The organism is Hirschia maritima DSM 19733, from assembly GCF_000378345.1.
Taxonomy (GTDB): Bacteria; Pseudomonadota; Alphaproteobacteria; order Caulobacterales; family Hyphomonadaceae; genus Hirschia; species Hirschia maritima.
On record NZ_KB899548.1, the window covers coordinates 57,732 to 84,210 of the forward strand.

Consider the following 26,479-nt stretch of genomic DNA (forward strand, 5'->3'; position numbering starts at 1 on the left):
CTAAGCATTATGCTTTGCATCCGTGAGTTTTCCTTTTTTCTCCAAATGCTTGATCAACATATTAATGTTCATGGAATTTGATCTGAAAGCGAGATCAAAGACATCGCCAAGAAATGGAAAAGCACCGAGCACAGCATCAATAATTAGATTGATGAACATCCGCACGATTAGCGTAGCCGATCCACCCAGTAAAATAGCACGGCCGATTATATAAAGGCCGAGCAAGGCTGTAAAAATATCTCCAACAACCGGTATAAGTCCAATCAGGCTATCTATTCCAAATTTCATGTTGAAACCGGGAATATTGAACCTTGAATCTAGGAGGCGTGCGAGCGCTTCTACATCAGACACATGGTTGGATTCTTTTTGTTCACTGTCTGATTGCTGTGTGTCGTGCATTCATCGCCTCGCTAAGAAATATCATTTGTTTCAATTTGCTTTGCTACAGAGGGGAAATAAACTCCAAGCGTTACAGCTCTTAGAACATATGAAGCAATAAAGGCTATCCATACGCCCCAATTCCCCAATGGTCGCAATAAAACATCAAGGGCAATATACCCAATCAGTGCAATGATTGTGCTGTTTCTCATCGCTGAAGAGTTTGTTGCCCCAATGAAAATCCCATCTAATTGCCAACTCGCGACACCCAATATCGGTGCGAGGGCGACAATAGGAATGAATTGTTTTGCTAGTTCTGCTACGGCGTTATCCGCAACAGCATAATCAACGAAAATTGGACCTAAAAGTGCGATAAGAATTGAAGTTACAATTGCGCTCACAACAGCAAACTCTGTTGTAAGTCTGACGGCTCGCCAGAAATTAATTCTTGACTTGGCACCTATCGCTGCACCTACGCGAGCCTCTGCAGTGACGGCAAAAGCATCAAGGATAAACGCTGATACGGTTATGATCTGTAAGAGTACATGATTTGCGGCTAACGCAACACCGCCTTGGCGCGCACCTGAATTGGCAAACCAGGTCATCAGTCCCAATAGGGCAATTGTTCGGATCATGATGTTTGCATTGACTGCAAACATGTGTTTGAGCCGATCTAATGCAAACAGATTGTTTTTGTGGAGGAGACCTGAAGCCGGGCCGCCTTTTAAAACAATCAAAATACTGCAAATAATTATGCCGGTTAGGAGAGACGTCCATTCGGCGATTGCGGTTCCTAAGCCAACGCCTTTAGCTCCCATTCCCAATTCTTGCACAAAGTAGATATCCAATCCGATATTCATTGAATTCGTGATTATCTGAAGAATAAGAGCGCAAGCAGTTTTACCTTGCCCCAGCAGCCAACCATTGATCGCATAACAGGCAAGGATTGCAGGAGCTCCCCACATTCTTGCAGCCATGTATTGTGATGAAATTCCTTCAATATCTTGACTTGCCTGCATGAATTTGAGTGCGGTGGGGATTAAGAATAATTGTAACGCGAATAGCAAAGCACCGATTGCTGTGCCAGCGACCACTGAACGAAGAAGAATTGACTGTGTTTCTTTTGGATCTTCTTCACCTACGGCTCGGGCAGTTAGGCCAGTAACTCCCATGCGCAAGAAGCCAAAACTCCAGAAAATGAAGCTCATCACAGTTACACCTAATGCGACGCCAGCAAGTTCGAGTGTTTGGCCTGTGCGTCCGATTATGATGGTATCAACAAGTCCGACCAGTGGAATAGAAGCTTGTGAGAGAAGAACTGGCCATGCTTGAGATAAGACACCTTTTCGTGTGAGGGGAAGAATCGTTTGCATGAGAAAAAATGCCGAAAGTGTAGAATGTGAGCTATCTATGCTTTGTGGCTTTTATACAAAAATAGCAATGATCAAGTTGGGTGTATTAGACGTTTGTTTTTCAAGTCCAATGCCTCAAGAAAAATTCTCACATTTTGTTGAATGACGGCTGACCAATCCGTGAAGCAATAGGTCTTGTTCATGTCACATGCGTGCTTATCTGCTCAATATATTGAACAGGAACAGGACGACGCGTTTCCCATAAATAAAAGCGTCGAGGATAAATAAAATGAAAAAACTTGTTTTATCGACTTTACTACTATTGTCAGCTTCAACCGCATGGGCAGAGGCTCCATCTCAATTGATAAAAACGGGGCTCGCTACAACTTCTCAAAAAGATATCTCCAAGCATGATGCAAAAAGTGTTGTAAGCTTGGCTGGAAACTCTGCGATCGAATTTTTAAATGACGGCAATTTGAGTGATTCTGAGGCTCAAGCGCTTTTAGGTTTTTTGGACATTGAACGAGTTGCGCGTTTTACACTTGGGCGTCATGGAAGAGCATTATCAGCAGCTGAGATTGAACGTTTCACTGTTGCATTTGAAAATTATGCATCCAAGCAATTTCAAACACATCTGTCTGCCTTTGCTGGCGCTAATTTAAGTATTGTCGATACAGTGGAATTAAAACCCACGGATACAGTCGTGAAAACCGAAATTCGCACAGAAAATGGAAATATCCAGAAAGTGAATTGGAGATTGCTCAAACGAGAAAACCAATGGAACGTAGTTGATGTTGAAGCATTGGGGTTTTGGTTTGCTATCGAACAAAGAGCACAATTTTCAGCGACTTTGGACAAATCGGGTGGTGATATCACTGCATTGATTCAAACACTTAATGCGAAGTAATTTTACAGGAATCTAAATCAATAAGAGGCTCCAGAGATTGTTTTCTCAGGAGCCTTTTTTATTGTGAGGATTGTCATATCCAGTGGAAAGGGGGTAGCGATAGACATGCTAAAAATTGTTCACCACCCTTTATATGATGCAGCTACAGTGGCGGACACGCATCGCTTTCCAATGCGTAAATATACGTTGCTGCCGGTCGAATTGATGAAAGCAGGAATCGCATATCCTAATAGTTTCTATGAACCGGAACTTGCAAGTAGAGAGCAATTAGTCGCTGCTCACTGTGCAGATTATGTAGATGCGGTTCTCACAGGTGGTTTGGATAGACAAGCTCAACGAAAGTTGGGTTTTGAATGGACAATTGATGTCGCAAATCGTGCGCGAGCGTCATCAGCAGGCACGTTGATGGCCGCAAAGTTAGCGCTCAAACATGGAGTTGCTGCCAATACTGCTGGTGGGTCTCATCATGCTTCATATGATTTTGGTGCGGGATTTTGCGTGTTCAATGATGTTGCAGTGGCTGCAAGCAATTTGCTTAGAGAAAATTTAGTGCAGCGTATTTTGATCATCGATTTGGATGTGCATCACGGTGACGGCACTGCGCGCATTTTTGCTGATGAGAAACGCGTATTCACATTTTCTATGCATTGTGAAGATAATTGGCCGCGTGAAAAGCCAGCATCTAGTTTGGATATTGGTCTTCCGCGTGGCGTGGGGGATCTGGAGTATATCGAAAACCTTAGATCAGCGCTTGATCGCGTTTTTTCAAAGATTGAACCTGATATTGTGTTTTATAATGCAGGTGTGGATCCCCACGAAGAAGATCGGTTGGGGTTGCTCAATTTGTCAGATGAAGGGCTTCAAGAACGAGATCGTATCGTTGCTGAAAGATGTTTTGGTCATGACTATCCTTTAGTTGGAGTACTTGGCGGAGGATATAGTAAAGATCCATTCGAGGTTGTTCACAGACATGTCGGCATGTTTCGAGCACTGAGGGACGTTTGCGTGTGAACACCATTCTAAACAAGCAAAGGCCGAAGCTGTGGGAGCTTCGGCCTTTTTTACCTGCCTGACCGCGTAAGGGGGGATGAGCGGGGCGTCAGGCAAATTATTCTGCTGTTTTAGCCAGCAGCATTCTGCTTGTATTGAGCAACTAGCTCAGGTGCAGATATAGACTTCACAGCGTTTTCTACAGCTATGGATACACATTTGTTCTGAGCAATTTGGTTTTGCAAAGTCAAACGTTGGTGAGCACTGCCACAAGCGCGTTTTGCTTTTTTCTCAATGCGTTCAAGTACGGCTTGATTTCCGGCCTTAGTCGCGAGCTCAGAATCTGAGTATGAGACATCAAAAGTCACGACATCTTGAGCAGCGGCTACCGGAGCCATCAGGCCCGCAACTGCGATTGAAGCTGCAATTAAACCAGCGGGGATCATGTTTGAAGTTGGGTTTTTCATGGGCTGTTCCTTTACGTTATTGTTCTTTTTTTGAGGTGCGGAGTAGCTTGGGCATGCTACTCCGCTATACACGGTGTCTTTCTCGGGGGTCATCTCGAAAGACGATTAATATTTACTGTTTTTCGATAAACATTGCAAGTAAAACAATAAGGAAATATTGTGGCAATGATGACCGATTTGGATTAGAAGCTTGGAAATTATGGCTTTTTTCAAAATTTCAGCACCAAAGATTTTTAATTTTCCTTTCCAATATCACAGATGTACTACCAATACCGCCGTGTTGTTACATGTGTAGCATATTTGTTTTTGTTGTAAAATAGAAAATTGTGATGTTTATGCGGATAGTGTGTCGCTTTGGGTGCATGCACGCTGTAAACTCTTTGCATGTCTACTGAGTCGGCCTTGGTGCAATCTCCACTTTCAGAAGAAATGTCTTCCCAAACAGAAGTTATGGGGGAGGCTCTGCGCGTGCTCGAGCAAGTTTATGGGTATGATGCTTTTCGAGGGTTGCAGGCTGACGTGATTTCCCACGCATTGGTTGGAGAAGATGTGATTGCAATCTTGCCAACAGGAGGTGGGAAGTCTCTTTGCTATCAAATACCTGCCCTTGTCCGAGAGGGGGTTGGATTGGTCGTATCGCCTTTGATCGCGCTTATGGCAGATCAGGTAGATGCATTACGTACCGCAGGTGTAAGGGCTGAGCGTCTAGATTCATCATTAGACTATGAAGATCGCATGGTTGCTTTGGATAGAGCCGTAAATGGACAAGTGGATTTATTATATGTCTCTCCCGAGGGATTGATGAGCAATGGGCTTCGTGCTCGTTTGCAAACGTTGAATTTGTCTTTAATTGCTGTGGATGAAGCGCACTGTGTGAGTCAGTGGGGGCATGATTTTCGGCCGGATTATCGCGCTTTAGGTGAATTAAAGGAATTGTTTCCAAATGTTCCTCGCATAGCCGTCACTGCCACTGCTGACCCTCGTACGCGAACTGATATAAGAGAACAATTACAGCTGGAAAAGGCTGTAGAGCTTGTCGACAGTTTTGATCGCACAAATCTTATTCTGCATGCCGAGCGTAAAGATGGAAAAGGGACAGACCGAGTTATTCAGCTTGTGAGGGCACAGGCAGGAAAATCGGGTATCGTCTATACAAGCTCTAGAGACGGAACAGAGAGACTGGCTCAGGCACTTGAGAAAGCCGGCATTCCGGCATTGGCATATCATGCAGGATTAGAGGCTAATATAAGAGAAGAGCGTCAACGTCGCTTTTTGCTAGATGATGGCTTGGTGATGTGTGCTACGGTAGCTTTCGGCATGGGCGTAGATAAACCGGATGTTCGGTTTGTGGTGCATGCAGATCCTCCAAAGTCTATTGAAGCTTATTGGCAAGAGGTGGGCCGCGCGGGCCGTGACGGAGAAATCGCAGAAGGGTATTGCCTCTATTCTCCATCAGACATGCGGCGATTGGTGAGATGGGCTGAACAATCCGATGCCAAGGAAGATGTACGACAGGTACAGATTCGTAAGACGAGGCAATTGTTTGGTTTTCTTGATGGCATGGCCTGCCGTCGCGCGGGCGTACGTCGGTATTTTGCTGAACAAGATGTAGAAAACTGTGGTGAATGCGATAATTGTCTAAATCCGCGTACAGAAGGATATGATGCAATTGTTTGGGCCCAGATGGCGGTTTCCGCTGTTTTAAGAATGGGGCAGCGCTTCGGACGAGGGCGGGTTATTTCCCATTTGCGCGGCGATGCAAAAGACCAAATTGATGAAGACTTATCCAAACTAACGACATTTGGTGTGGGGTCTGAACTTGGCCCTGTTGGTTGGCGTTCGGTTATCGATCAATTGCTATTTGACGGGTATTTGGCCGAAGACGACAATGATAATCGTCCAACTTTATATGCTCCAGATAAAGAAATGACGCGTGATTTGTTCAGCGGAGATGTTTCTATTTCCATGCGGGAAGACCCAACAAAAATCCGCAGACGTGAGAAAACAAGAACTAGCAGTACTAATATTCGAGATGGCTTGAGCCGCGAGGATATAGATTTGTTTGAAGATTTACGTGATTGGCGACGTGAACTAGCGGCGGAAACGGGCGTACCACCTTATGTGATTTTCAACGATAAAACTCTTCGTGGAATCGCAGAAGCGAAACCGATTAGCAAATATGATCTGCTGCGTGTCGCCGGAGTAGGGCAGAAAAAAGCAGAGCGCTACGTCGATGATGTGTCACGTATTGTCGAAGAAGCACTATCTACATAATTGGATGTTTTGGAACGTTAGTTCAAAAAATATCTAATTAGAGAAACATTGTTGTGTTATTTTGCTTTACTCCTTAAGTCTTACATCTAATAGGCTGCAATGCGGAGCAATTCGCATGTGACAAGTTAGGTGAAAGGGTATTAGCCATGACCCAAATCAAAATCGATACAAAGAATATCGATATGATTGGACGGAAGATATTTGTGAAAATATGGGAACCCGCTGAAAAAGTATGCGAGGTGCCAATTGTTTTGTTGCATGATTCATTGGGGTCAGTAGAGCAATGGCGAGATTTTCCGGCCAATCTATGCAAGCGGTTAAACCGAAAAATCATTGCGTATGACCGAGTGGGGTATGGTCGTTCGAGTGAATTGAAAGATCTGCCTTCCATCAATTTTGTGACAAATGAAGCTGAATCAACATTTCCGGTTTTAAAAAATGCATTGAACATTCAAAATTTCATTCTATTTGGACACAGTATGGGAGGCGCGATAGCTGCTGAAATTGCTGCGCGTCATCCTAAACAATGTCGAACTTTGTTTTTAGAAGCTGCACCGGTATTTGTTGAATCAAAAACTTTGGAGGGCATTCGTGCTGCGCAAACGGTTTTTGAGGATCGCGATCAACTTGATCGGTTGAGAAAATATCATGGGGAAAAAGCGGAATGGGTTTTATCAGCTCGAACAGATATTTGGTTGTCACCGTTTTTTAAAGATTGGAATATTTTCAATGCTTTAAAACATGTATCCTGCCCGGTTTTAGCAATTTACGGAAGCAAGGATGAATATAGTTCTGAAGCTTTTCCAGAAGAAATTTGCAAGAAAGTAGGGCGTAGAGCGGAAAAGGTTGTGCTCAAAGGAAGAGGACATTTTCCTCATCGGGAAGATGAAATCTCGGTGTTTGAAAATGTTGAAAAGTTTTTGGGCAAGACATCAGTGCGAAGACGAGTCTCTGCCTAACCTAATAAAACGGTGCTCACTTCAATCGCTTAACCAACTGAAGTGAGCACCGTTCAATGCTTATCTATGCATACCCTTGCTGGGAGATGTAAGATTGCATAGCGCTGATGCGGTTTGTATCAGATGGGTGTGTTGACATAAATTCCATTGGCTTTTGGCCAGAACTTTTCGTCATTGTTTCCCAGAAACGTACAGCCTCATTTGCTTGATAATCTGCACCAACCATGAAGTCAGCCCCTAGGCGGTCAGCTTCGTATTCGTGCTTGCGAGAATATGGCAATATAAGGCCAAAAGTGACACCAGCACCTAGAATACCTGCGATTAAAGCACTGTTTTCAACGTCGCCAGCTTCAAGTGCTACATTGGCAAGAGCCAATCCACCTTGAGCGGCCATTTGTTGAGAATAACGCTCTGCTGAGTGTTTCCCTACGACGTGACCAGCTTCGTGGCCCATGACTGTTGCAACTTGATCATCATTGTCCATGATGTCGAGCAGTCCAGTGTAGAAGCCAACCTTACCGCCGGGCATAACCCAAGCGTTTACAGTTGGGTCGTCAAATACAGCAAATTCCCAATTGTTTTGAGTTAGGTTTTGACCTGGAAAACGTCTGTCTGCCGACTGAACAATTTTGTCACCGACTCTTTCTACGCGGCGACGTAGGGATGAATCAGTTGTTTGCTTGTTTTGTTGAAGTGCACTTGTCCAAGATTGAGCAGCTAATTGAGCTAATTGTCCATCTGAAACGAGAAGCAATTGACTACGACCAAGCGCTTCATTGGTTGCACACCCTGATGCAGCAGCACCTGAAAATGCAACAACGGAACCTGATGCCAAGCCGTTGATTAGGTCACGACGAGACATTGTAACGGTTGGGCGATTGTTTGTTTTTTCCATAACTTCCCCTCCAGAGGTTTAACCTTCGTGCTGCATTTTATAGTTAACTAATTGATAAAGCCAGACTACGCCCTGCTAAAAATTGCAGAGACTAACAAAAACTGAAGTGTTGCTGCCCTAAAAACGACTATGAACCTATCGGTTTCCCAGTATTGTTGCGTATAGCAATGACACTTGGTCGAGGAGGAGTGGATGCTTCAAAATCTGGCCATCTCGTCGCTGGATTTTCAAAAGTTGCATCATCTTCATCACCTGGATGTTGAACAGCTAAAAACAGTGTTTTTCTATCTGGTGTAAATTGGGGGCCACACATTTCAGCGCCAACCGGAGTGCGGAAGAAAGCTCTACTTGTTCCCCGGCGTGGACCTTGTGTCTCCACAGCCCATAGCCCGTCCGCTGCGCCAGTTTTATTGTTGCCATCAGTGGAGACCCATAATCGACCAGAAGGATCTATTGCGCAATTATCAGGGCTCCCAAACCATCCATCAGGGCTCGTTAATGGATTCCAAGTACTTCCGTGTGCAGGGCTTGATGGATCACCACACTTGATCAGAATTTCCCATTTTGATTTCGTCGAGGTAAAATCACCGTCGGGTTCTGTAATTTCTATGATGTGCCCAAATTGGTTGTCAGCGCGAGGGTTTGCGGCATTTACTTGGCTATCTACACGCTTGTGGTTGTTCGTAAGCATGACGAAAACTTTACCACTATTTGGGTCTGGTTCTACATCCTCGGGACGATCCATTGGTGTTGCTTCCAATAAATCGGCGGCGCGGCGCGTTTCAATCAGGACATCAGCCTGAGAGGCAAAACCGTTTTCTTCTGTTAGGGGACCAGTGCCATAAATTAGTGGCATCCACTCAACAGAGCCATCTTCATCAAAACGAGCAACATACAACACCCCAGAATCGAGCAAGTTGAAATTTGCAGCCTTATTGCTGGCGTCATACGCTTTATCGGATACAAATTTGTACACATAATCAAAGCGTTGATCATCACCCATATATACAACGACGCGGCCATTCGGCGCGATTATGTTTTCAGCACCTTCGTGTTTGAAGCGGCCAAGTGCGGTACGTTTTTTAGGCTTGGAAGTTGGGTCAAATGGGTTTACTTCTACAATCCATCCAAAGCGGTTTGGTTCATTTGGTTCTTTGGAGACATCATATCTGTCGATGAATTTTCCCCACTGATACCATCCTCCAGGTACACCATAGCGTTTGTGATTTTGAGATTCGGAATGCTCTTCTGGGAGTTGCCCAAGGAAATTACCATTGAAATTTTCTTCGGACATCAACCAAGTGCCCCATGGTGTGATGCCTCCCGCGCAATTATTCATAGTACCCGCAACGAGGCGACCTTTTGGGTCTTCGTTCGTTTTAAGGCGGGCTGAACCAGCTGCTGGACCTGTGATTTCCATCGGAGTTTTATGCGCAGTAATGCGTCGATTAAATTTCGAATTGCGGTCTACATGCCATTGTCCGTCTTGTTCGGAAATTTCAACAACACTTCCACCATGTCCAGCTAATTCTATCTCACATAGTTCTTTTGTCATGCTGTCGGGATAATTCCCAGCTACGTTAGGAAGCATAAGGTTTGTGGAGGTGTACTCGTGATTTACACACAATAGACCGCGATTAGATTCATTTTGCTCGGGTTTGATCGGTATGTAACCCAGATAATCATTATTATAGCCAAACTGTTTTAGCTGTGCTTGTTCAGACTGATTGTGAGGATCAAATTCAGGGCTGTCGGGGAATAGAGCATCTCCCCACTTCAAAAGAATGTCACCGGTGTAACCGCTTGGAAGATGGTGCGTACTATCTGACCCGCGTGAAATTTCTTCAAATGTGAATAGGGGAGCGTTTAAATTCTCTGCTTTAGAAATATCTGTTACCGATTGAGATCCCTCAGTAGACGCACATGCCGCTGCTGAAAGAGCGGTTAGCGTTGTTAAGCCACTTAAAAATCCTCTACGGCTGAGTCTCGCATTCACAATGTCAGATATGGTTGCAACACCGTTGGATACTCTCGGGTTGGATGTGGTGTTTTCTGAATCATCAATCATTGTAACTGCCTCAGATTGGAATAGGGTTGAATCACTACAAGCTACTGGGTTGTTTGCTTGTTTTAGCAGTTTTAGCAATGAAGTGTTACAGTATAACGTCAGGTGTTTGCTTTATTTCAATAAAAGCGAATAAAGTGATATAATTTTTGTGTTTATTGCGATGAAACTGACGTAAATCTCCGATAGATGTGGGACCGATGTAAAGGTATTCGGTTGTTGGAGAGTGTGTGATGTTGAATTCAGTCCTTTTTAGAGCATTGGTAGGTGCAACAGCATTGTTGGGAACGGCGGGGTGTGCACACTTTCAGCCTATGTTTGAAACCGACTCAGCTGTAGAAAATGTTGTTGTTCAGTATACTCGTGACGCAATAAAACCTGCTCAAGCGAATGATTCATATTATCTCTCAGCCGCAGAAGCGATTTCGGATAAACAGAGCCTACGAGAAACAAAACAGGCAAAGAATTTTATACTATTCGTAGGCGATGGTATGAGTATTTCAACGATTACTGCTGCACGTATTTATGCGGGCCAACAAGCTGGCGTTGATGGTGAAAGTTATAAGCTCGCAATGGATACGTTGCCATGGTCTGCGCTTTCAAAAACTTACTCTCACGATGCTCAAATCCCTGATTCAGCTGCAACAGCTACCGCTATGACAACAGGAATTAAGGTTCCTGCGCGTACTCTGGGAATTTCTCAAGAAGCAATTTATAGCAATTGTGCATCTATTGAAGGCAATGGAACAAATTCGCTTTGGGAGCTGGCTGAAGCACAAGGCCTAGCGACTGGTGTGATATCCACAGCAAGGATTACGCACGCTACTCCAGCATCAACTTATGCCGAATCTGCTTCGCGTAATTGGGAAGATGATACTGAAATAGATGATGATGGTAGTGACTGTGCAGATATCGCTCGCCAGCTAATTGAGTGGGATCATGGGGATGGTTTTGAAATTGTGCTTGGTGGTGGTCGTCGTCATTTGTTGCCCGTGACTAAGCAAGATCCTGAATATGCTGATAAAGCTGGACGCCGAACAGATGATCGTAATTTGATTGAAGAGTGGACAGCAAAATCTTCAAATCATGAATTTGTATTTGATCAAGCTGGTTTTGAAGCAGTTGATTTCACGTCTGATCGCAGAGTTCTAGGGTTGTTTGAACCATCTCACATGCAATATGAGCTTGATCGAGCGGATGATGAAGCTGGTGAACCAAGCCTTGCAGAGATGACTGAGGCTGCAATTACGCGCCTAAGTCAGGATGAAGACGGTTTTGTGTTGATGGTAGAAGGCGGTCGCGTTGATCATGCTCATCATGGTGGGAATGCTGCACGCGCACTTGGAGATGCAGTAGCGCTGGACAGGGCCGTCGCTAAAGCATTGGAGATGACATCTGCAGATGAGACGCTCATCATGGTGACAGCTGACCATGCTCACACAATGACGATCGCAGGATATTCCGCGCGGAATAACCCGATACTCGGGCTATCCTCCATGGGTTTCACACCCAATAAAGCCGCCGATGGAAAGCCGTACACAACACTTGGATACATAAATGGTCCAGGAGCAATTTGCGGTGAAGGTGAGGGAGATGCTGAAGGCATTTGTGCTCGTTCTGATCTGACAAAACGTGATACTTTGGACAAAGATTTCCAGCAGCAAGCTGCTATACCGATGGCGTCCGAGACGCATGGCGGTGAAGATGTTGCGCTAATGGCAAGTGGTCCGGGTGCAAATCTTGTCTCAGGCGTCATGGAGCAGAATGAAATCTTTCACGTTGCTGGTCAGAGCCTTGGTTTAATTCAATAGCAAGATCAATATTTATACGAAAACAATAAAGCTGCTCGAGGTGTTTAACTCAAATCCAGTTGATGATTGTGTCCAGTTTTAAATGCATTAAGCTCGAACAAAGTCTCTGACACTGGGAGAAAGCAATGTTTGAACTTGCATATTGGCAGCGTGCAGTGCGTGATCCAATTATTTTGAGCGGGATGATTGTTGACTTTCTGCCATTGTTTGCAGTGCTCTCGTTTGGTTGGGGCGCTTTTGAGCTTGTGTTTCTTTATTGGATTGAAAATTTAATCCTGGGTGTCGTTACATTAGTTCGAATTTTGATGTCAGGCTTAGGAAAAGGGCAGGTTACATCAACCTTGAGAGCTGTTTTTACAGGGACGTTTTTTACAGTTCACTATGGAGGTTTTTGTCTTGCTCACGGCATAGCTCTTGTTTCTATGTTAGGAAGTCCTTCCTCCGAAGGGCTCACGAATGCAGGAATTGAAGCAACGATGTCCAGTCACAGTTTTGTGGGGTTGCCGGTCATTTTGGGTGCCATCATAGTGTGGCAGTTCTACATAAATGTATTTGAATTTGTTAGACGTGAAGAGTATTTGGAAGCAGATGCTCAAAAGGAAATGTTTGCTCCATATGGTAGGATCATCGTGCTACATCTAGGTGTTTTTGCCGGTGCATTTGCAATGGCAAAATATGGTGAGCCTATGATGGGTGTATTGGCGCTTATTTTGTTTCGTGTCGTAATTGGAATTGTAGTGAACAGCTTTCTGCGTAACAGAAGGTCACGCAAGAACGTTGAACAATTTAATTAATTTAAGCGCCAGCCACGCCACGCACATCTGCTTCCACGGAGTGTATTTTCTTGGTGACCAATCGGTTGAGGTCTTTCACCAAAGATTGTCTGTGAGCTACATTTGATTTTGGAATATCCATAACAACTGCAATGGCTTCAAAATGCCTGAGAATAACTTTTGCATCGTAATAGGGGGTCATCCCTACGCCTTCGATATAGCGCTGCGCTGAACGCCAAACTTCAGAGACTGTTTTATCACCAAATAGATCGATTTCTTTGGATTGCGAAGACAGTAATTTGTAAAGTCCGCGCACAATGCCTTTGGTGTCTGTGGCATCTCGTAGAGCATATCCAGAGAGTTGCGCTACGATGGCACGCAGTTTATCTACCTGGTCTGATGACGCTTCTTCTATCGCACCGATTGGCGGTTCATCGGTCAAGCGTCTCCATGGTCCACCGAAGTCTGAATCAGTTTTTCGCCGACGACAAGGACCGATGTAGTGACGACTATCAATGAACTTTCTTGGACGAAGAACGACTTCTTCAATACGCGATTTTAATGCGCGCACGGATACAGGTTTTAACAAGAATTCATTTATCCCAGCTTGTCTTGCGGCAATTAACTGATCTCTTGCGACTGAAGAAGCCAATAGGATAACGGGGATATCTCGGGGGATGTTTTTTTCGCTCCGCCGAATCGAACGCGTGAATTCTAAACCAGACACTCTGCCTGCTTCCCAATCTGTTATGACGATATTGGGACGAAAACTCAGGCAAATATCATTGGCTTCATCTGTTGATGAAGTAGAGCTCAGTTCGCCGACATTCAATCGTCTCAAGGCATCGGCAACGATACCGCGCATATAGGAGTTAGGGTCTACAACCAATACCTTTAACGCTCTTGTATCCGCTATAGACAAAGAGCGTTTTTGAGGAGGAGAAGATTTTTCAGTCAAATCGTATCATCCTCTTATCATGCAGCCATACGTCTCTGGATTGCATCAGCAAACGCATTTGAAACGGTTTCTCTAGCGCTTCCAAATTCTCGAGGCAGCACGAGCAATTGTTCGAGTGTTGTTATTCCTGTTGTGATGATGAAGCTTGCATTCTTTTGAGCGCTCGGAGAGTGGATGACTATTTCCATGAACGCTTCGAATGAGTTCAAAGTTTTGACAAAGGCTTGATCATTTTCTTGTACTGCAATTTGCTTGGCTTTGTTGAGTGCAGCCCTAATTCGCTTGGGGGCACCTTTAGGATCCGAACTCAGCAATTCACACGCCATTCTGAGGCCAGAAAGCGCAACAGAAAGCGGGGCCTTCTTATCTATTAGTTGTTTTTCCGCATCGCTGATATCTTTTATGTTCGATTGATCGCGGTCTCTGCGGCGCGGGCCATGATAGTCAGCAGGGTTTTTGCGACGACGACATGGGCCAATATATACTTTGGAATCCACGAAAGGTCGTGGCGTTTCTATCACCATTTTTAGACGTTTTTCGACGTCCGTAGGTGAGCAGGGGCGACGTAAAAATTCATCAATCCCAGCATTTCTACCCTCAAGCACCATTTCCTTAGTAAGCTGAGATGAAGTTGCAATAATGGGGATACGACGAATATTGTCATCATGATATCTGCGTACGCGCTTTACAGCATCTACAACATTCATTTCGTCTTCATCGTTCCAATCAATCACCAAGACTGTGGACCGTTGATCTTCAATTGTACGAAACAGAGTGTTGTTGCACTTAGCGCCATCCACTTGCAGTGCACCGAGAGTACGCATTATCTCTAACATCAGATTACGGTTAAATCTGTTGGAACATGCGATGGTTGCTCTTATATTACGGGGATCATATCGACGTTTTTTGCGTACATCTTCAATATGAATGCTATCGCCGTACATAGTCTACCTCAAAATCCCAACTTCCTTAAAACACGAAGCTAGCCGATTAAGGTTTAGAGGAATTGATGTTTGAGATTAAAATCTATCCTTTGCGATTAAGGATTGATTAAGTTTTATCGACGGAATGGTAGGGTGATAACGCGCCAACAAAACCAAATAGGAAGTATCACTGTAGCGCCAGTTAGTGCAGGCTTCCAACTTGCTTGAAAAGCCCAAACGATCGCCGATATCCCTTGTTGCCAAACATTGCCTGCTGTTTCGGTTGCATTAAATTGCGGGTTTAATGGATTGAAATTGGTGAGATGCATGACAACACCAATGAGTGCTGACCAGATAAACAAATTTAGGAATTGACCAATTTTCAAACCGAACAAGCGCGCCCAAACGGATCTGGGCGGTTTAGGAGGGCGGTCCAGCCCAAGAATAATGCTAGTTAGGCCACGTTTCTTTTTCGCAACGGGGCTGGCCACGTCAGCATTGTCACTCATTTGAGTATCAGAAGACGCTAGCGCAGCTTCATTATTGGGAGGTGGTGGCTCATCCTCCCAATTAACGCTGATCTTAGGCAAACGAAATGCAGAAATTTTCATTTAAACACTCCGATTGCTGAAATCCTATTTGGTGACTTTCTGTTCGATAGTCGTGTGAGGGTATGGAATTGAAATACCATTCGCGTCGAAAGCTTCTTTTACCTTTTTGGTGATGTCAAATTTCACATCCCAATAGTCGTCAGCCATCACCCAACTTCGTGAAGCAATGTCGACTGAGCTATCTCCAAGGTTAACTACTTTTACGAATGGCTCAGCTGGTTCAGACAAAATGCGCTGATCAGCTTCGATGACTGCATTAATAAGCGCAATGGCTTTATCCATATCATCAGAGTAATCAATCCCGAACGTCACATCCACGCGGCGTTCAGTATAACCAGAATAGTTTGTGATAGCACCGTCAATTGCTTGGGCATTGGGGACCATAATTTTTACATTGTCGGGTGTGGCAAGAACAGTTTGGAAGAGATTGATGTCTTTCACGGTTCCAGACACGCTTGCTGTTGTGATGTAATCTCCCAATTTATATGGGCGAAAAATCATAATCATCACACCGGATGCGATGTTTCCTAGCGCGCCTTGCAGAGACAGGCCGATTGCTAATGTAAGAGCACCTAAAATGGCAACAAGAGAGGTTGCTTGGACGCCAAAGACCTGTAGGGCAGCAATGAACACTGCTGCAGTAATTCCCCATCTTACAAGAGAGGCAAAGAAATTACCTAGGGTGTCGTCTATATTGGCACTTTTATTGACCCATTTGCGAACGAGTTTTGATAGCCAGCCAGAAACACTTAGTCCTATGATCAATACGACGAGAGCACCAAGAACTTTAAAACCAAAGGCTAAAATCGGGTCTTGGTAGGAAGTCCAAATCTCTTGAAAATCAATATTCGATATTTTGTTTAACAGGTCCGCTAACATGAATTCACCACTAATTAGAATCGTTGGCGACACACTAGCAGAAACCAAGAGTGTTTGCGCGGTAATTTTGGTTGTGATTTACGCGATTAACACACTTAGAAAACGTCTGTTTGTTTTGAGCACAATGTCGGAGAAGAAGCACATGCCGCAATCACATTATTGATCCAGCTGGAATAGCCTTGCAGGTTTGTGTAGCGCGCAACATAATCACCAGAGCATGCTTGATCGGATGATTTTTCAACACCTGAGAGTACCCCCCATAAAACGGGTTGTCCTTGGGAGCCTTCAACAAAAAGAGGGCCACCTGAATCGCCAACACATGGACCAGCTCCGTTGATGGAGCCAACCTTGATGAGTGCTGGGCCAATTGATTTTACTTCAACGTTTGTGCCCAGCAATGTCGTTGATAGATTACCTCCGGGCGAAGTCATGCCCCATCCGGCCATTTTCGCAAAACGCGTTGTTGTAGGGCTCATAGTATCATCCGCAGCCAACACCGTGGCTACTGGTATATCCGTTAAACTAGAGGCTGTTTCCTCAGAAACTTTTACGAGGGCAATATCATTTGCCAATCCACCTTCTTGTCCTGCATACGCTGCGTGGCAAGCAGACCATTCAGCTTCAACCTCACGAACAACAGGACCATCAAGTTTTTCGTGACCAACTTTCAAAACAGTCACATCATAATTTTCATCTAAACAGTGTGCAGCTGTAACAAACCAGTTGTTTGAAATACGGGTTGCACCACAGTGACCACTTGAGAAAGATGTATCTGAAATAGCTTTGCGCGGCTCTAGCTTTGCTATTCCTGGGAAATCTGCTCGCAAGACTGATAGCGCAAGTGCTCCACCTACAGACCCAACAACAGAGGGCTGAACAACACTGCTGGAAAGAGCTGAATTAATTGGAGTAGACGGCTCCTGAGCATTTGCAATTTGTGCAATTGTTTGCGTGTCAGTGCTTACGGCTGCACATGCTGTTGCATTGATTGCGGCAAGGTCTGTGTAAACAATCGAATTTTCTAAGTCTGTTCCTGCTGGCGGAAGAGCGTTCTCATCAGTTTCAGAAATTTCCTCATAGTCATCGTCTAAAGGAGGAGGTGGAGGCTGATCGGGCGGCGGCGGAGGTGTTCCTTCAGGCATCAGAAGGGCGTCGCAGCCGACCAATGATAAACTTGCCAATCCGGCAAACAGAATATTTCTGATAGTCATGTGCATTAATCGACAGCTGACAATTTGGAATTCAATTATTGCCATGCCGCCGCCTCTAGAGCGAGAAACATAAAATCCTAGCGTGCTTTCTAGCCAATTTTTGTGAGAAGCCCAACAAGATTCAGCGGTTAGGAGAATTGGTTGAGCAATTCGCACAAAAAAGGCGCATGAAAATTCATACACCTTTTAATGAAAATGATCTGTCAGTGAGTTTATGGAGTTTCTAAAACATAGCGGCGGTATAGCGGTTGTGTCGGCCGTGCATTGTCGCCAAATAGCGCTCGGAATGCCGCAATTTGAGTTTTTGATACGCTCATAGGAGTTTGCAAAACAGTCCAGTCCACAATCTCGGTACAAGGAGGTGTCGTTAAAGATCCTTGGTATCTGTAAGATGCACGGTTTGTAGGCAATAACTTCTTCATATCAAGATTAAAAGCGACAGAGGCGCTACCGGGTTGTGAGGGGGCTGACCACCAGATTGGGTCTAGGTGTTCATTGTTAGAGCCTTCAGCAAACATAACACCGACAACTGCCAATGTGCCGTCTGCAGCTTTGTGCACAAAATGTGCTTCCATCGGGAAATGTCGACCGTGAATTGTGTGTTCTGACGGTGTGTGGAAATGGAATTGGACAAGCTTATATGGCTTTCCGTCCAGAACCATGCCTCCAGCCTTCTCGACGTTTAACTGAAGAGTGTGGCCATTATTGACAACATCACCATTGGTGATTGGTTTCCAGTCGATTTGAGGTGCTGAAGCAAAAGCTGGTGTGGTTCTATTAAAATCAATAGGCGATTGTTGAGAGCCTACTTTGCACGCTGCATTTGCTGGATCTTTATCGCCCCAATATTGCGGGCCTCTTGGGCCAGAGTAAGCCCAGTGCGTGCTTTTGTGTTTTTTGTTGTACTGGTCCGAATTTCGATCTTTGTCGTGATGCTCTTTTTTATCGTATGCTTCTTTGTGCCCTGAATTGTTTTTAGGTGGAGCAAGTGCATGCGCGGACAGTCCCAGCACTGAAGCGGCAAAAATTGCAGAAGCTAATAGACGAATGCGCATGGACATTATCCTCAAGGTTTATCGAAAGGATAGAGCGTTGGTTAAACAGCTCTGTCTTTCAGTTAAGGATAATGTCCAACTATTTGTTTGCTGAATCGTTTACAGCCCGCAGCTTCCTTCAAATCAGGCTAGTTAATCTGGATGCTTGTGAAGGATTGAACGGTACTTTGATTGAAGGATTGCCCCATAGCTTTTCCTGCAACTCTGACAGTTACATCAGATAGGACAGGGCGACCAAATTCATGCGAAGTACAACTACCTTCCATTGTGAATTCGTTGATCTTGGCGATTACAGCTGGCTTAAAAGGTTTCTGAAGATCATACTGAAATTTCGAAACTTCTTTTCTAGCTTTATCAACTGTAATTGTGACAACGCTGCGTTCGAGCATTTTACGTTCCACTTTATCTTCAGCAGATTCCGGATTTGCCGGGAATGTATAAATCGCTTCTTTGTCGTTTTCTGAAACTAAGGTGACAGGTCCACCGACATTATCCTTGTGGTCATCGCACCAGATATCTCCATCAATGTCGGCTTGTAGATCTTCTAGCAGTTCTTTTTTGTCTGACTCGTCAATTCCTGCTGGGTATTCATTGACTGTAACTGACGGCTTTGCTTCGGCAGGGATATCAATTTTGTATTTGAGAACATGTTGTTCCTCTCCATCTGCCTGAGTTGCCTGAACATCATAACTCATCGAAGTTAATTGAGACGTTTCATTGGGAATAGCTGCTTCCCGAAACAATTCGGGCCATGAAGGGTCAGCAAGCGCTGTTGTGGGAATTAGACATGCGGCTGAAACAGCGGAAAGCAATATGAGATTTGCGCGTTTGGCTGACATAAAAGACCTCGAAATTGTATAATATTATTAGACCGCACGGTAATATAAGCGGAGAGATTGTTTTTTTCGTTTATCGATAAATATCTTCCAAATTCAGACAAAAATAAGGCGGGAATTGAGGCTTCTTGTGAAATAAACTCTTTAAAGCGATAAAGCACGCATTAATAAGTGAACTAGTTTCCTGACTTCTAAGTATCGCTGCATTGCCTTTTTCTGCTTGAGAAAATAACGTCCCGCCGAATGATAAAAATGATGTTTAAGTAAGGCAAGTTATGGAAAAGTTTGAGTTTGATTCCGGCATTGATGGTCCAGCGTTAGTTGTGACTGGGGCAGTGCATGGAGATGAACGTGCCGGACCAGACTCCATAGGAAGCTTTTTGGAAAATTGGGATCGAATATTGAAAAAAGGACGGGTCACTTTTGTTCCTGTCGTAAATGAAGCCGCGCGTGCTCAAAATACGCGCTTTGTCGATGTTGATCTTAATCGTTGCATGGGAGCCGAAGAGTTAGGCGAATTAAGTGAGCATAAGATTGTGCCAGAGGTTAGAGCTTTGCTTGAAGCGCATGATGTATTGCTTGACCTTCATAGCTTCAGAAAGGGTGATGGTGCGTTTGCTCTTTTGGGGCCAAAAGATAATTCAGGCGGTTTGGAGCCGTTCTCTCATGAAATTGCTGAGACAGCCTTTGGTGCCTCAGTTGGTATTAAGCGCGTGCTGCATGGCTGGCTTGGTTCATACAATTGTGCGCTTTCGGCTTTCAATGCATCAAATGGTAAAACGGATGACCCTTTCCCTGCGCTGGAAAAAAGCGTTGGCATGACGGAGTACATGCGTAATGCGGGAGGTTATGCATGCACCGTCGAGTGTGGGCAGCATGAAGCGGAAGATTGCATTTCGAATGGAGTTAGTGCGATCGAGGGAGCGCTTGTCGGGCTTGGAATGATCGAAGGAGAGATTCCAAAAGTTGAAGGTGGGTTTGATTGTTATGAGCTTTATCAAGTGATCATAAAATCCCATGAGGATGATGGTCTTATCAATGATACAATTGAGAACTTTGATGTGCTGCCAAAAGGGGAACCTATCTTGAAGGTTGGTGGAAAGGATTTTTCACTAGATCAAGATGGAGTGATTGCTATGTTTCCTAAAGCTTCGCCTCAAATCGGTGAGTCCATAATTACATTGGCTCGACCGTCAAAGCGATTGGATAACGTCTAACGGCGACCACCAAATACCGCAGCCCCAATACCCACACAGCAACCTAGAAGCACCGCTAGTAAACCATATAGAATAGGGTGGTTGCGAGACATGTTGAAGAGTGTGTATTCCATCCCTTCTCGTCTCAATTCTAGTGGAGTTTCAGCTTCTGCCAGGAGAACACCTTCTTTAAATAGGAATATCCGGACGTCATATTCGCCGGGTGGGGCGGCGGCGGGAAGATCAATATCGGCGCGGATTAGGCCACCATCTAAACGTTCCAAACCGGATTCATGTGTATGGAATAATCCATCCTGTGCTTTGAGTTCAGCAAAAGCCTGTCGCCATAAATCCAGCTTGGGGTCATTGATGTTTTCTGGTCGGGGCATTGCACTATAGCGGGGGTTGATACCTGCTAGAATTAATGCTTCTGCGGACCCAATTTCATCCAGTGATTTTTCTGCAGCCACAGCAAGTACTGCAGGTGCAGAGATAAACTCAAAGCGTTCTTTTTCTTTCTTTACGGTACGAGTTACCGCATAGGGGCGGTGCGGACCAACCAATGCCACCGCAAACCCAATATCAGGGTTTTCCCATTGATCTGAAACTGCAAAGAGCGTGATACGGGTTCCTGAAAAATCAACGTCAACTTCGATTTCAGCTTCTGCTAATGCTGCGGATAAATGCGGGCGCTCAGATGGAGGAGAGGGACTTTGGGTGTATCCGTTCAAGCTCATGAGGGATATTAAAATAAAGAGAGTGAAGGCACGCATTATTTCAGTGCCTCCAGTGCAAATTCGGCGCTTGTTCCGAATATCAGATCATACGCAAGTTTACCGCCCATCGCGAGCACCACAAGCGCAAGAAGGAAACGCAATTGAGCTGCGTTAAGGTATTGCCCTGTTGCGGCTCCAAGCTTTGCGCCGATAACGCCGCCAGACATCAGAACAGCCGCTAGCACTAAATCAACCGTTTGGTTTACAGCTGCTTGGAGGAAGGTCACAAATGCTGTCAGGAAGATGATTTGGAAAAGCGATGTCCCAATCATGACGCGGGTAGGTACGCCCAATAAATACACCATGGCGGGCGCAAGGATAAACCCTCCACCAACGCCCAATACTGCAGCAAGAAATCCAACTACAAAACCGATGATAATCGGGGGAAGCATGCTGATATACAGGCCAGACCGCGGAAAACGTCTTTTGAAAGGCATAACACGCGTCCAAGCACGCATTGCACTGCGGCGTTTGGGGTCTTTATTGCCATCACCATTTTTACCAAGTGCAGGGCCTATGCTTTCCCAGAACATAAGTCCGCCAACAATGCCGAGAAACACAACATATGAAATAGCGATAAATTCATCGATATTTCCAGCTGCGCGTAACAGCTTGAATACCCAGACACCTAGAGCTGAGCCAGCAAGTCCGCCACCCATCATGAAGTATCCCAAGCGCATATCAACTGCACGGTTTTTCCAATGAGAGGATGCGCCGGCGATTGAGGTGGCCAGAACCTGGTTGGCTTGAGTGGACACTGCAATAGCAGCAGGTACGCCTGCAAACATCAATAATGGAGTAAGCAAGAAGCCGCCACCAACTCCAAAGAGACCTGATACAAACCCGACACCCGTTCCAATGGCGATGATCACAAAGGGATCAACGGCTAATTCTGCAATGGGCAGGTGTATCTGCATTGGTCCTCCGATAAGGAGCGTTACATAAAAACTTCTATTCTATGGATAGAACTTGCAGCTCCGAATGAAAACCCCATGGGAGGCAAGCTTCCATCCAATAATGGAAATATTTGTACTTGGTTTCCAATTAACGACTGGAATTTTGCCGTTAAGAGCCATTTCGTGCCGCAGAGCGTAGTTTGCGAAGCAGCGCTTCGGAGACTTCACCAGTAGGAATTAGGCCATTGCTGCGTTCAAATTCACGAATCGCGTTGCGTGTATTGGGGCCCATTACACCATCTGCTGTTAGTGATGCACCAGAAATTTGAGCAAGCAGACTCTGAACTTCACTGATCTGTGTTTTCAGCGAAGCGCTCCATGGTTGTTGACCAAATTTCCCATTTGCAGCACCGCTTACTTGTCTTGGTGAAAACGCGTTAGCCTCTGCACTGATTTTGTTTGCTTCAGCTGTTGGAAGTTTGTTGAGAATATCACGGGCGCGGCGGTTGCCGTCTGCATCACCATTTTTACCCGAAATCTCAAACCAATAAGCTGCTTTTGCCAAATCTTGTGAAACGCCTAGACCTTGTTCATAGAGGACACCAAGATTGTATTGACTGTCGATCAAGCCATAGTCTGCGGCGCGTGTGAACCATTCGACACCAGCTAGGAATGATTGATCGCCGCCTTCACCTTCAGCATAAAACACAGCTAAATCGTGCATTGCTTTCACATTGCCATTTTCAGCTGCAAGCGTGGTCCATTTACGGCTTTCTTTGATCGAGCGCGGAACACCTTCGCCGCGTTCATAAAGTTTACCCATACGATATTGTGCGGCGGCCAATCCTTGATCAGCAGCTTTACGCATTGTTTCAGCTGCCACACGCTTTTCGCCAGACGCCAATTGCTTGATTGCGAGTTCGTGTTGGGCAATCGCAGAACCATTTTCTGCTGCTGCTTCAAGTGAAATTTTAGGTTCTTGAGGTGCAGCTGATGTTTCTGGTGGAGTTGATCGTGAAGAGGCGAAAGCATCCAGTGCAGAAACTCTTTTCGGTGTTTCAATTGAGCCCGCTTCTACAACACCGGAAGTTGTTTCGGCAGCTTTGAAATTCTCAGACGTTAGGATCCTTGCATCTTCTGGAAAGAGAACTTGTTCGTCGACGTGCGCATTTGCATTGCCCATTTGCTGACCTCGTTCATTGGAAGTGTGCAACTCTGCAGCTTCTTCCTTTGCATCGAAGAGAGTGTCTTCATCTTCATTAGTTGCGCCAGCCTGTGTGGCATCAGGATTAAACTTTGGAGGTGTAACTGACATGCCATCATCTGCACTGACATGTTTGCCACGCATAGCGACCATGCCTGCGCCACCGACAACAGCAGCCGCTAACACACCGGCGGCAACCATCGGAAGCTTGCCGTTTTTCCGGTCATCGGCACTTTTTAATTTTATTCTGTTATCAGCACCGCGTTCTTTTGCAGCTTGTCTTGCACCAACCAGAAATTCTGAATTGTTAGTGCTCGCCCGGGCAAATGGATCATCGTCCAATCCAACATCCGAGCGTCTAGGATTAAATGCGTTTTCAGCAGGTAATTCTGTTTCATATTCTAGTTCGAGTGAAGACGTGAATGCGTCTGTTTCTGCATCACTCTCAAACAGACTATCTTCAACGCTTTCATCAATTTGAGGGCCATCTGCTTTGTTGATGATTTCGGCAATTGCTTCGTCATTCTGTTTGAATAGTTCAGCTTCGGCTTCTAATTCTGCGCGTTGCTCGGCTAGCTCAGCAGCAAACTCTTTGCGTGCATTGAATGCTATGTCAGCAATATCTGAATCGTTGATCTCTTCTTCATCTGATTGAACTTCTGAAACATCAATATCTTCTTCCGCAGGAGTTTCTGTCTCAAATACAGGAGGGGATACTATGTCTTCAACAAATTCATCAAGAAGGCTTGGCGTTTCATCTGTTTCTTGCTGTTGCGGTTCAATGAAATCATCAACTATGCCATCATCAGTCGCAAAGATATCTTCTTGTTCCGATTGAGGCAGAGGAGGAGGTGCAATGTCTGTTGCTAGGTCTTCGTCATCAGAGATGATTTCTGTGGCAGACAAATTATCTACTTTTTGCGCCAATGAAGACACCGTGTTTTGAACCGGAGATACAATGTGAGCAGCTTCTTCTCTAGCTGCTTTCAAACGCTGTTCGATCTCTTCCATCGTAGAAGAAAGATGTTGGCGAGTTGAAGAAGAAACTTCATCAATCTTATTATTGATGTTTTCAAAGGCTTCTTCATTGCGTGCCTGTAGTCGTTCGGTGGCGCGGGCAACGTGCTCGCCTACTTGCTCAATGGCTTCGGCGCTACGACGTTCAGTGTCGTCGATTTTGGCGTTGGTTTCTTCTAGGCGCTCTTCCATGTGCGCTGCGATTTTACCAACTTGCTCTGCAAGGGTCCCCATTTGAGAAGATTTTGTTTCTTCGACAGCGTTCAAACGTTCGCTGATCAGAGAAGTCGTGCGTTCTAATTCTTCACGTAAGTCTTCCACTGCGCCATCAGAGGCACCTCGATCTTCTACACCCTGAAGACGTTGATCTAGTGCTTCGGATAAACGTTCAAACTGTCCAGAGATAAGTTCAACAGCATTTAATTGGCGTTCTTCAGCCGCAGCAATATCTGACTGCATTGAATCAATTTGCTTTTGCAATGCATCGACTGCACCGGCTTCAACGCCTTTTGTGGCGGCTTCGATGCGTTGGTCTACAGCTGAATTCGTGTCTTCTATAGTTTTTGAAAAGTCACTGGCAATCTCAGAGAGTTTTTCTTCGAACTCCTTGCGAATATCAGTGGATTCGCCGACCTTCTGCTGAACTTCTTCTAAACGTTCGTCTAAAGAAGAGTATGATTTTTCTAAATCAGAAATCGCAGAAACTTTGTTGGTTTCCGCTTCTGTAAAGCGTTCATTGATACGCTCAACAGCTGCTTGTAGTGTCGCTAGTGCTTCATCTGAGTTTTGGGTTGAACGAGCCGTTTTTTCAATACGTGCATCTACATCCGACACTTTGGCAAACATGGACGTAACGTTTTGTTGCGCGGTGTTGATGCGTTCTTCGACGTCATTAATGCTGCCAAATAATTTGTCTGATAGCTCTTTGTTACGCTTGGCAACTTCTTCTGCAATGTCCGCTGAAGATTGTTTGCTAGCTGATAAAGCTGCGTCGGCAGTTGAAAGCGCTTCATCCAGTTTGTTGTCTGTGTGAGAAGCAAATGACTTTAAGCTGTCACGAAGATCATTAAAAGAATTTTGCGAGGTTTGCAGGGCTGAATCGGCTTTGCGCTGCGTGTCGCTGATCTTATCTTCAATTGTGTTGAAGCGTTCTTCTGCTTTACGTGATTGTGTACGTGCTAAATCAAGTGCATTTTCTGTGCGACCCAATGCATCTCGTAGACGGTCTTCTGTTGAACGTTCGAAACGATCAAGTCGCGAAGAAGTGTCATCGCTTTTACGATTGCTCTCATTGAGACGGTTCTCGATAGAGCCAAAGCGATCTTTTACATCGCGGTCTATTCTGTTTGTTGCGTTGGTGACAGCATCATCCATACGGCGCGAAATGCCATCTACTTCATTTGATAAATGCGTAACACCGCGACTTAATTCATTTCTGAGATTGTCTTGATCTTCAGCAACTTCGTCTTTGGTGTCGTGAACTTGTTTGGCTAGCTTGGTGAGGGCACCTTCCAACGCGCGCATTGCATCTAGCATACGACGGGAATTGTCTTTGCGACTAACTGAGTCCAAGCGTTCTTCTAAAGACGCCTGAGTTGCACGCATGTCATTCAGTGCACCATCAAAGCGGTTTGCTATACCTGCGGTCGAACGTTCGTTTGATTCCAAGCGGTTCAAAAGGGTCAGCATGGATTGATCCACACCAGCCAGCGCCTGTGTGGAACGGTTTTCACCAGCATTCATGCGGCGAGATATTTCTTCAAGGGTATTTGCAACTTCACTGACGCGCTCTGGTTGAGCTTCACCGCGAAGAATTGGGTTGAGAGGAGAGTTAGACGGTTCGTCTTTAGAGCCGCTATCTTCTAATAGAAGGCGGTTCAAATAACTTCCTAGAGTAATGCCGTCTCGTTGAGCGTGTTCGCGTGCTTTTGCGCGAGCTTTAGGATCTATCCCTTTAACGCTCCAAGGTGCATGCCCCATCCTTGGCTCCAGTCTCTTTTACTAACGCGGAGTTAATGTACTCCGACAAATTATACCCAATCTATT

22 protein-coding genes are annotated in these 26,479 nt (G+C 45.1%); 7 read left to right on the top strand and 15 right to left on the bottom strand.

What is annotated here, in order from left to right; genetic code table 11:
- The gene (locus tag F551_RS0113505; protein ID WP_018998049.1) at positions 1 to 399 is read right to left on the bottom strand and encodes a DUF4112 domain-containing protein; all 399 of its coding nucleotides are present in this window, start codon (positions 397 to 399) and stop codon (positions 1 to 3) included.
- 11 nt (positions 400 to 410) lie between these two features.
- A complete protein-coding gene (locus tag F551_RS0113510) occupies positions 411 to 1,751 on the bottom strand; it encodes an MATE family efflux transporter (protein ID WP_018998050.1) in 1,341 nt (446 codons plus the stop codon).
- A gap of 268 nt (positions 1,752 to 2,019) precedes the next feature.
- Between F551_RS0113510 and F551_RS0113520 the strand changes: the two genes are divergently transcribed.
- Together F551_RS0113520 and F551_RS0113525 are read left to right on the top strand one after the other, a co-directional pair.
- A complete protein-coding gene (locus F551_RS0113520) occupies positions 2,020 to 2,637 on the top strand; it encodes an MlaC/ttg2D family ABC transporter substrate-binding protein (protein WP_018998052.1) in 618 nt (205 codons plus the stop codon).
- Between the two features lie 105 nt (positions 2,638 to 2,742).
- Positions 2,743 to 3,648 carry a histone deacetylase family protein gene (locus F551_RS0113525; RefSeq protein WP_018998053.1) on the top strand — a complete coding sequence of 302 codons (906 nt, stop codon included), beginning with the start codon at positions 2,743 to 2,745 and terminating at the stop codon, positions 3,646 to 3,648.
- A 110-nt stretch (positions 3,649 to 3,758) separates the two neighbouring features.
- On the opposite strand, the gene F551_RS0113530 is transcribed toward F551_RS0113525, so the two are convergent.
- Entirely contained in the window at positions 3,759 to 4,094 is a 336-nt protein-coding gene (locus F551_RS0113530) for a UrcA family protein (RefSeq protein ID WP_018998054.1), read from the bottom strand.
- 384 nt (positions 4,095 to 4,478) lie between these two features.
- On the opposite strand from F551_RS0113530, the gene recQ reads away from it, so the two are divergent.
- The gene (recQ, locus tag F551_RS0113535) at positions 4,479 to 6,368 is read left to right on the top strand and encodes a DNA helicase RecQ (RefSeq protein WP_018998055.1); all 1,890 of its coding nucleotides are present in this window, start codon (positions 4,479 to 4,481) and stop codon (positions 6,366 to 6,368) included.
- A 146-nt stretch (positions 6,369 to 6,514) separates the two neighbouring features.
- Positions 6,515 to 7,327, top strand: a complete 813-nt coding sequence (locus tag F551_RS0113540; protein ID WP_018998056.1) for an alpha/beta fold hydrolase — start codon at positions 6,515 to 6,517, stop codon at positions 7,325 to 7,327.
- Between the two features lie 64 nt (positions 7,328 to 7,391).
- On the opposite strand, the gene F551_RS0113545 is transcribed toward F551_RS0113540, so the two are convergent.
- Positions 7,392 to 8,222: a M48 family metallopeptidase gene (locus F551_RS0113545; protein WP_018998057.1), complete on the bottom strand. Its 831-nt coding sequence runs from the start codon at positions 8,220 to 8,222 to the stop codon at positions 7,392 to 7,394.
- A 127-nt stretch (positions 8,223 to 8,349) separates the two neighbouring features.
- Positions 8,350 to 10,290 carry a PhoX family protein gene (locus F551_RS16750; protein WP_018998058.1) on the bottom strand — a complete coding sequence of 647 codons (1,941 nt, stop codon included), beginning with the start codon at positions 10,288 to 10,290 and terminating at the stop codon, positions 8,350 to 8,352.
- 230 nt (positions 10,291 to 10,520) lie between these two features.
- Between F551_RS16750 and F551_RS0113555 the strand changes: the two genes are divergently transcribed.
- Both F551_RS0113555 and F551_RS0113560 read left to right on the top strand, forming a co-directional pair.
- A complete protein-coding gene (locus F551_RS0113555; RefSeq protein ID WP_018998059.1) occupies positions 10,521 to 12,098 on the top strand; it encodes an alkaline phosphatase in 1,578 nt (525 codons plus the stop codon).
- A 125-nt stretch (positions 12,099 to 12,223) separates the two neighbouring features.
- Positions 12,224 to 12,892 carry a DUF6498-containing protein gene (locus F551_RS0113560; RefSeq protein ID WP_018998060.1) on the top strand — a complete coding sequence of 223 codons (669 nt, stop codon included), beginning with the start codon at positions 12,224 to 12,226 and terminating at the stop codon, positions 12,890 to 12,892.
- A gap of 1 nt (position 12,893) precedes the next feature.
- Here F551_RS0113560 and F551_RS0113565 read toward each other — a convergent pair whose 3' ends face one another.
- The 7 genes from F551_RS0113565 to F551_RS0113595 form a co-directional block, all read right to left on the bottom strand.
- On the bottom strand, positions 12,894 to 13,829 hold the full coding sequence (locus F551_RS0113565) for a response regulator (protein ID WP_018998061.1): 936 nt from the start codon (positions 13,827 to 13,829) through the stop codon (positions 12,894 to 12,896).
- 17 nt (positions 13,830 to 13,846) lie between these two features.
- The gene (locus tag F551_RS0113570) at positions 13,847 to 14,773 is read right to left on the bottom strand and encodes a response regulator (protein WP_018998062.1); all 927 of its coding nucleotides are present in this window, start codon (positions 14,771 to 14,773) and stop codon (positions 13,847 to 13,849) included.
- A gap of 113 nt (positions 14,774 to 14,886) precedes the next feature.
- On the bottom strand, positions 14,887 to 15,363 hold the full coding sequence (locus tag F551_RS0113575; RefSeq protein ID WP_018998063.1) for a hypothetical protein: 477 nt from the start codon (positions 15,361 to 15,363) through the stop codon (positions 14,887 to 14,889).
- 24 nt (positions 15,364 to 15,387) lie between these two features.
- Positions 15,388 to 16,242 carry a mechanosensitive ion channel family protein gene (locus F551_RS0113580; RefSeq protein WP_081621196.1) on the bottom strand — a complete coding sequence of 285 codons (855 nt, stop codon included), beginning with the start codon at positions 16,240 to 16,242 and terminating at the stop codon, positions 15,388 to 15,390.
- Between the two features lie 95 nt (positions 16,243 to 16,337).
- A complete protein-coding gene (locus F551_RS0113585; protein ID WP_233355257.1) occupies positions 16,338 to 17,498 on the bottom strand; it encodes a S1 family peptidase in 1,161 nt (386 codons plus the stop codon).
- Positions 17,499 to 17,665: 167 nt separating this feature from the next.
- Entirely contained in the window at positions 17,666 to 18,508 is an 843-nt protein-coding gene (locus F551_RS0113590; RefSeq protein ID WP_018998066.1) for a carbonic anhydrase, read from the bottom strand.
- A 128-nt stretch (positions 18,509 to 18,636) separates the two neighbouring features.
- Positions 18,637 to 19,347, bottom strand: coding sequence for a hypothetical protein (locus tag F551_RS0113595; protein ID WP_018998067.1), 711 nt, complete (start codon positions 19,345 to 19,347; stop codon positions 18,637 to 18,639).
- Positions 19,348 to 19,619: 272 nt separating this feature from the next.
- Here F551_RS0113595 and F551_RS0113600 point away from each other — a divergent pair, with 272 nt between their 5' ends.
- A complete protein-coding gene (locus tag F551_RS0113600) occupies positions 19,620 to 20,561 on the top strand; it encodes a succinylglutamate desuccinylase/aspartoacylase family protein (RefSeq protein ID WP_018998068.1) in 942 nt (313 codons plus the stop codon).
- On the opposite strand, the gene F551_RS0113605 is transcribed toward F551_RS0113600, so the two are convergent.
- The 3 genes from F551_RS0113605 to F551_RS0113615 all read right to left on the bottom strand — a co-directional run bounded on the left by F551_RS0113605 (position 20,558) and on the right by F551_RS0113615 (position 26,413).
- A complete protein-coding gene (locus F551_RS0113605) occupies positions 20,558 to 21,313 on the bottom strand; it encodes a TIGR02186 family protein (protein WP_018998069.1) in 756 nt (251 codons plus the stop codon). The genes F551_RS0113600 and F551_RS0113605 overlap by 4 nt on opposite strands.
- Entirely contained in the window at positions 21,313 to 22,233 is a 921-nt protein-coding gene (locus F551_RS0113610) for a sulfite exporter TauE/SafE family protein (protein WP_018998070.1), read from the bottom strand. Before F551_RS0113610 ends, F551_RS0113605 begins: the two co-directional genes overlap by 1 nt.
- A gap of 148 nt (positions 22,234 to 22,381) precedes the next feature.
- Positions 22,382 to 26,413, bottom strand: a complete 4,032-nt coding sequence (locus F551_RS0113615; protein WP_018998071.1) for a peptidoglycan-binding protein — start codon at positions 26,411 to 26,413, stop codon at positions 22,382 to 22,384.
- Positions 26,414 to 26,479 lie beyond the last annotated feature (66 nt).

What these genes read in the sequence shown, in the direction of transcription:
- F551_RS0113505 (WP_018998049.1), bottom strand. Translation starts at nt 399, where the DNA reads ATGCACGACACACAGCAATCAGACAGTGAACAAAAAGAATCCAACCAT.
- F551_RS0113510 (WP_018998050.1), bottom strand. Translation starts at nt 1,751, where the DNA reads ATGCAAACGATTCTTCCCCTCACACGAAAAGGTGTCTTATCTCAAGCA.
- F551_RS0113520 (WP_018998052.1), top strand. Translation starts at nt 2,020, where the DNA reads ATGAAAAAACTTGTTTTATCGACTTTACTACTATTGTCAGCTTCAACC.
- F551_RS0113525 (WP_018998053.1), top strand. Translation starts at nt 2,743, where the DNA reads ATGCTAAAAATTGTTCACCACCCTTTATATGATGCAGCTACAGTGGCG.
- F551_RS0113530 (WP_018998054.1), bottom strand. Translation starts at nt 4,094, where the DNA reads ATGAAAAACCCAACTTCAAACATGATCCCCGCTGGTTTAATTGCAGCT.
- recQ (WP_018998055.1), top strand. Translation starts at nt 4,479, where the DNA reads ATGTCTACTGAGTCGGCCTTGGTGCAATCTCCACTTTCAGAAGAAATG.
- F551_RS0113540 (WP_018998056.1), top strand. Translation starts at nt 6,515, where the DNA reads ATGACCCAAATCAAAATCGATACAAAGAATATCGATATGATTGGACGG.
- F551_RS0113545 (WP_018998057.1), bottom strand. Translation starts at nt 8,222, where the DNA reads ATGGAAAAAACAAACAATCGCCCAACCGTTACAATGTCTCGTCGTGAC.
- F551_RS16750 (WP_018998058.1), bottom strand. Translation starts at nt 10,290, where the DNA reads ATGATTGATGATTCAGAAAACACCACATCCAACCCGAGAGTATCCAAC.
- F551_RS0113555 (WP_018998059.1), top strand. Translation starts at nt 10,521, where the DNA reads ATGTTGAATTCAGTCCTTTTTAGAGCATTGGTAGGTGCAACAGCATTG.
- F551_RS0113560 (WP_018998060.1), top strand. Translation starts at nt 12,224, where the DNA reads ATGTTTGAACTTGCATATTGGCAGCGTGCAGTGCGTGATCCAATTATT.
- F551_RS0113570 (WP_018998062.1), bottom strand. Translation starts at nt 14,773, where the DNA reads ATGTACGGCGATAGCATTCATATTGAAGATGTACGCAAAAAACGTCGA.
- F551_RS0113575 (WP_018998063.1), bottom strand. Translation starts at nt 15,363, where the DNA reads ATGAAAATTTCTGCATTTCGTTTGCCTAAGATCAGCGTTAATTGGGAG.
- F551_RS0113580 (WP_081621196.1), bottom strand. Translation starts at nt 16,242, where the DNA reads ATGTTAGCGGACCTGTTAAACAAAATATCGAATATTGATTTTCAAGAG.
- F551_RS0113585 (WP_233355257.1), bottom strand. Translation starts at nt 17,498, where the DNA reads ATGGCAATAATTGAATTCCAAATTGTCAGCTGTCGATTAATGCACATG.
- F551_RS0113590 (WP_018998066.1), bottom strand. Translation starts at nt 18,508, where the DNA reads ATGCGCATTCGTCTATTAGCTTCTGCAATTTTTGCCGCTTCAGTGCTG.
- F551_RS0113595 (WP_018998067.1), bottom strand. Translation starts at nt 19,347, where the DNA reads ATGTCAGCCAAACGCGCAAATCTCATATTGCTTTCCGCTGTTTCAGCC.
- F551_RS0113600 (WP_018998068.1), top strand. Translation starts at nt 19,620, where the DNA reads ATGGAAAAGTTTGAGTTTGATTCCGGCATTGATGGTCCAGCGTTAGTT.
- F551_RS0113605 (WP_018998069.1), bottom strand. Translation starts at nt 21,313, where the DNA reads ATGCGTGCCTTCACTCTCTTTATTTTAATATCCCTCATGAGCTTGAAC.
- F551_RS0113610 (WP_018998070.1), bottom strand. Translation starts at nt 22,233, where the DNA reads ATGCAGATACACCTGCCCATTGCAGAATTAGCCGTTGATCCCTTTGTG.
- F551_RS0113615 (WP_018998071.1), bottom strand. Translation starts at nt 26,413, where the DNA reads ATGGGGCATGCACCTTGGAGCGTTAAAGGGATAGATCCTAAAGCTCGC.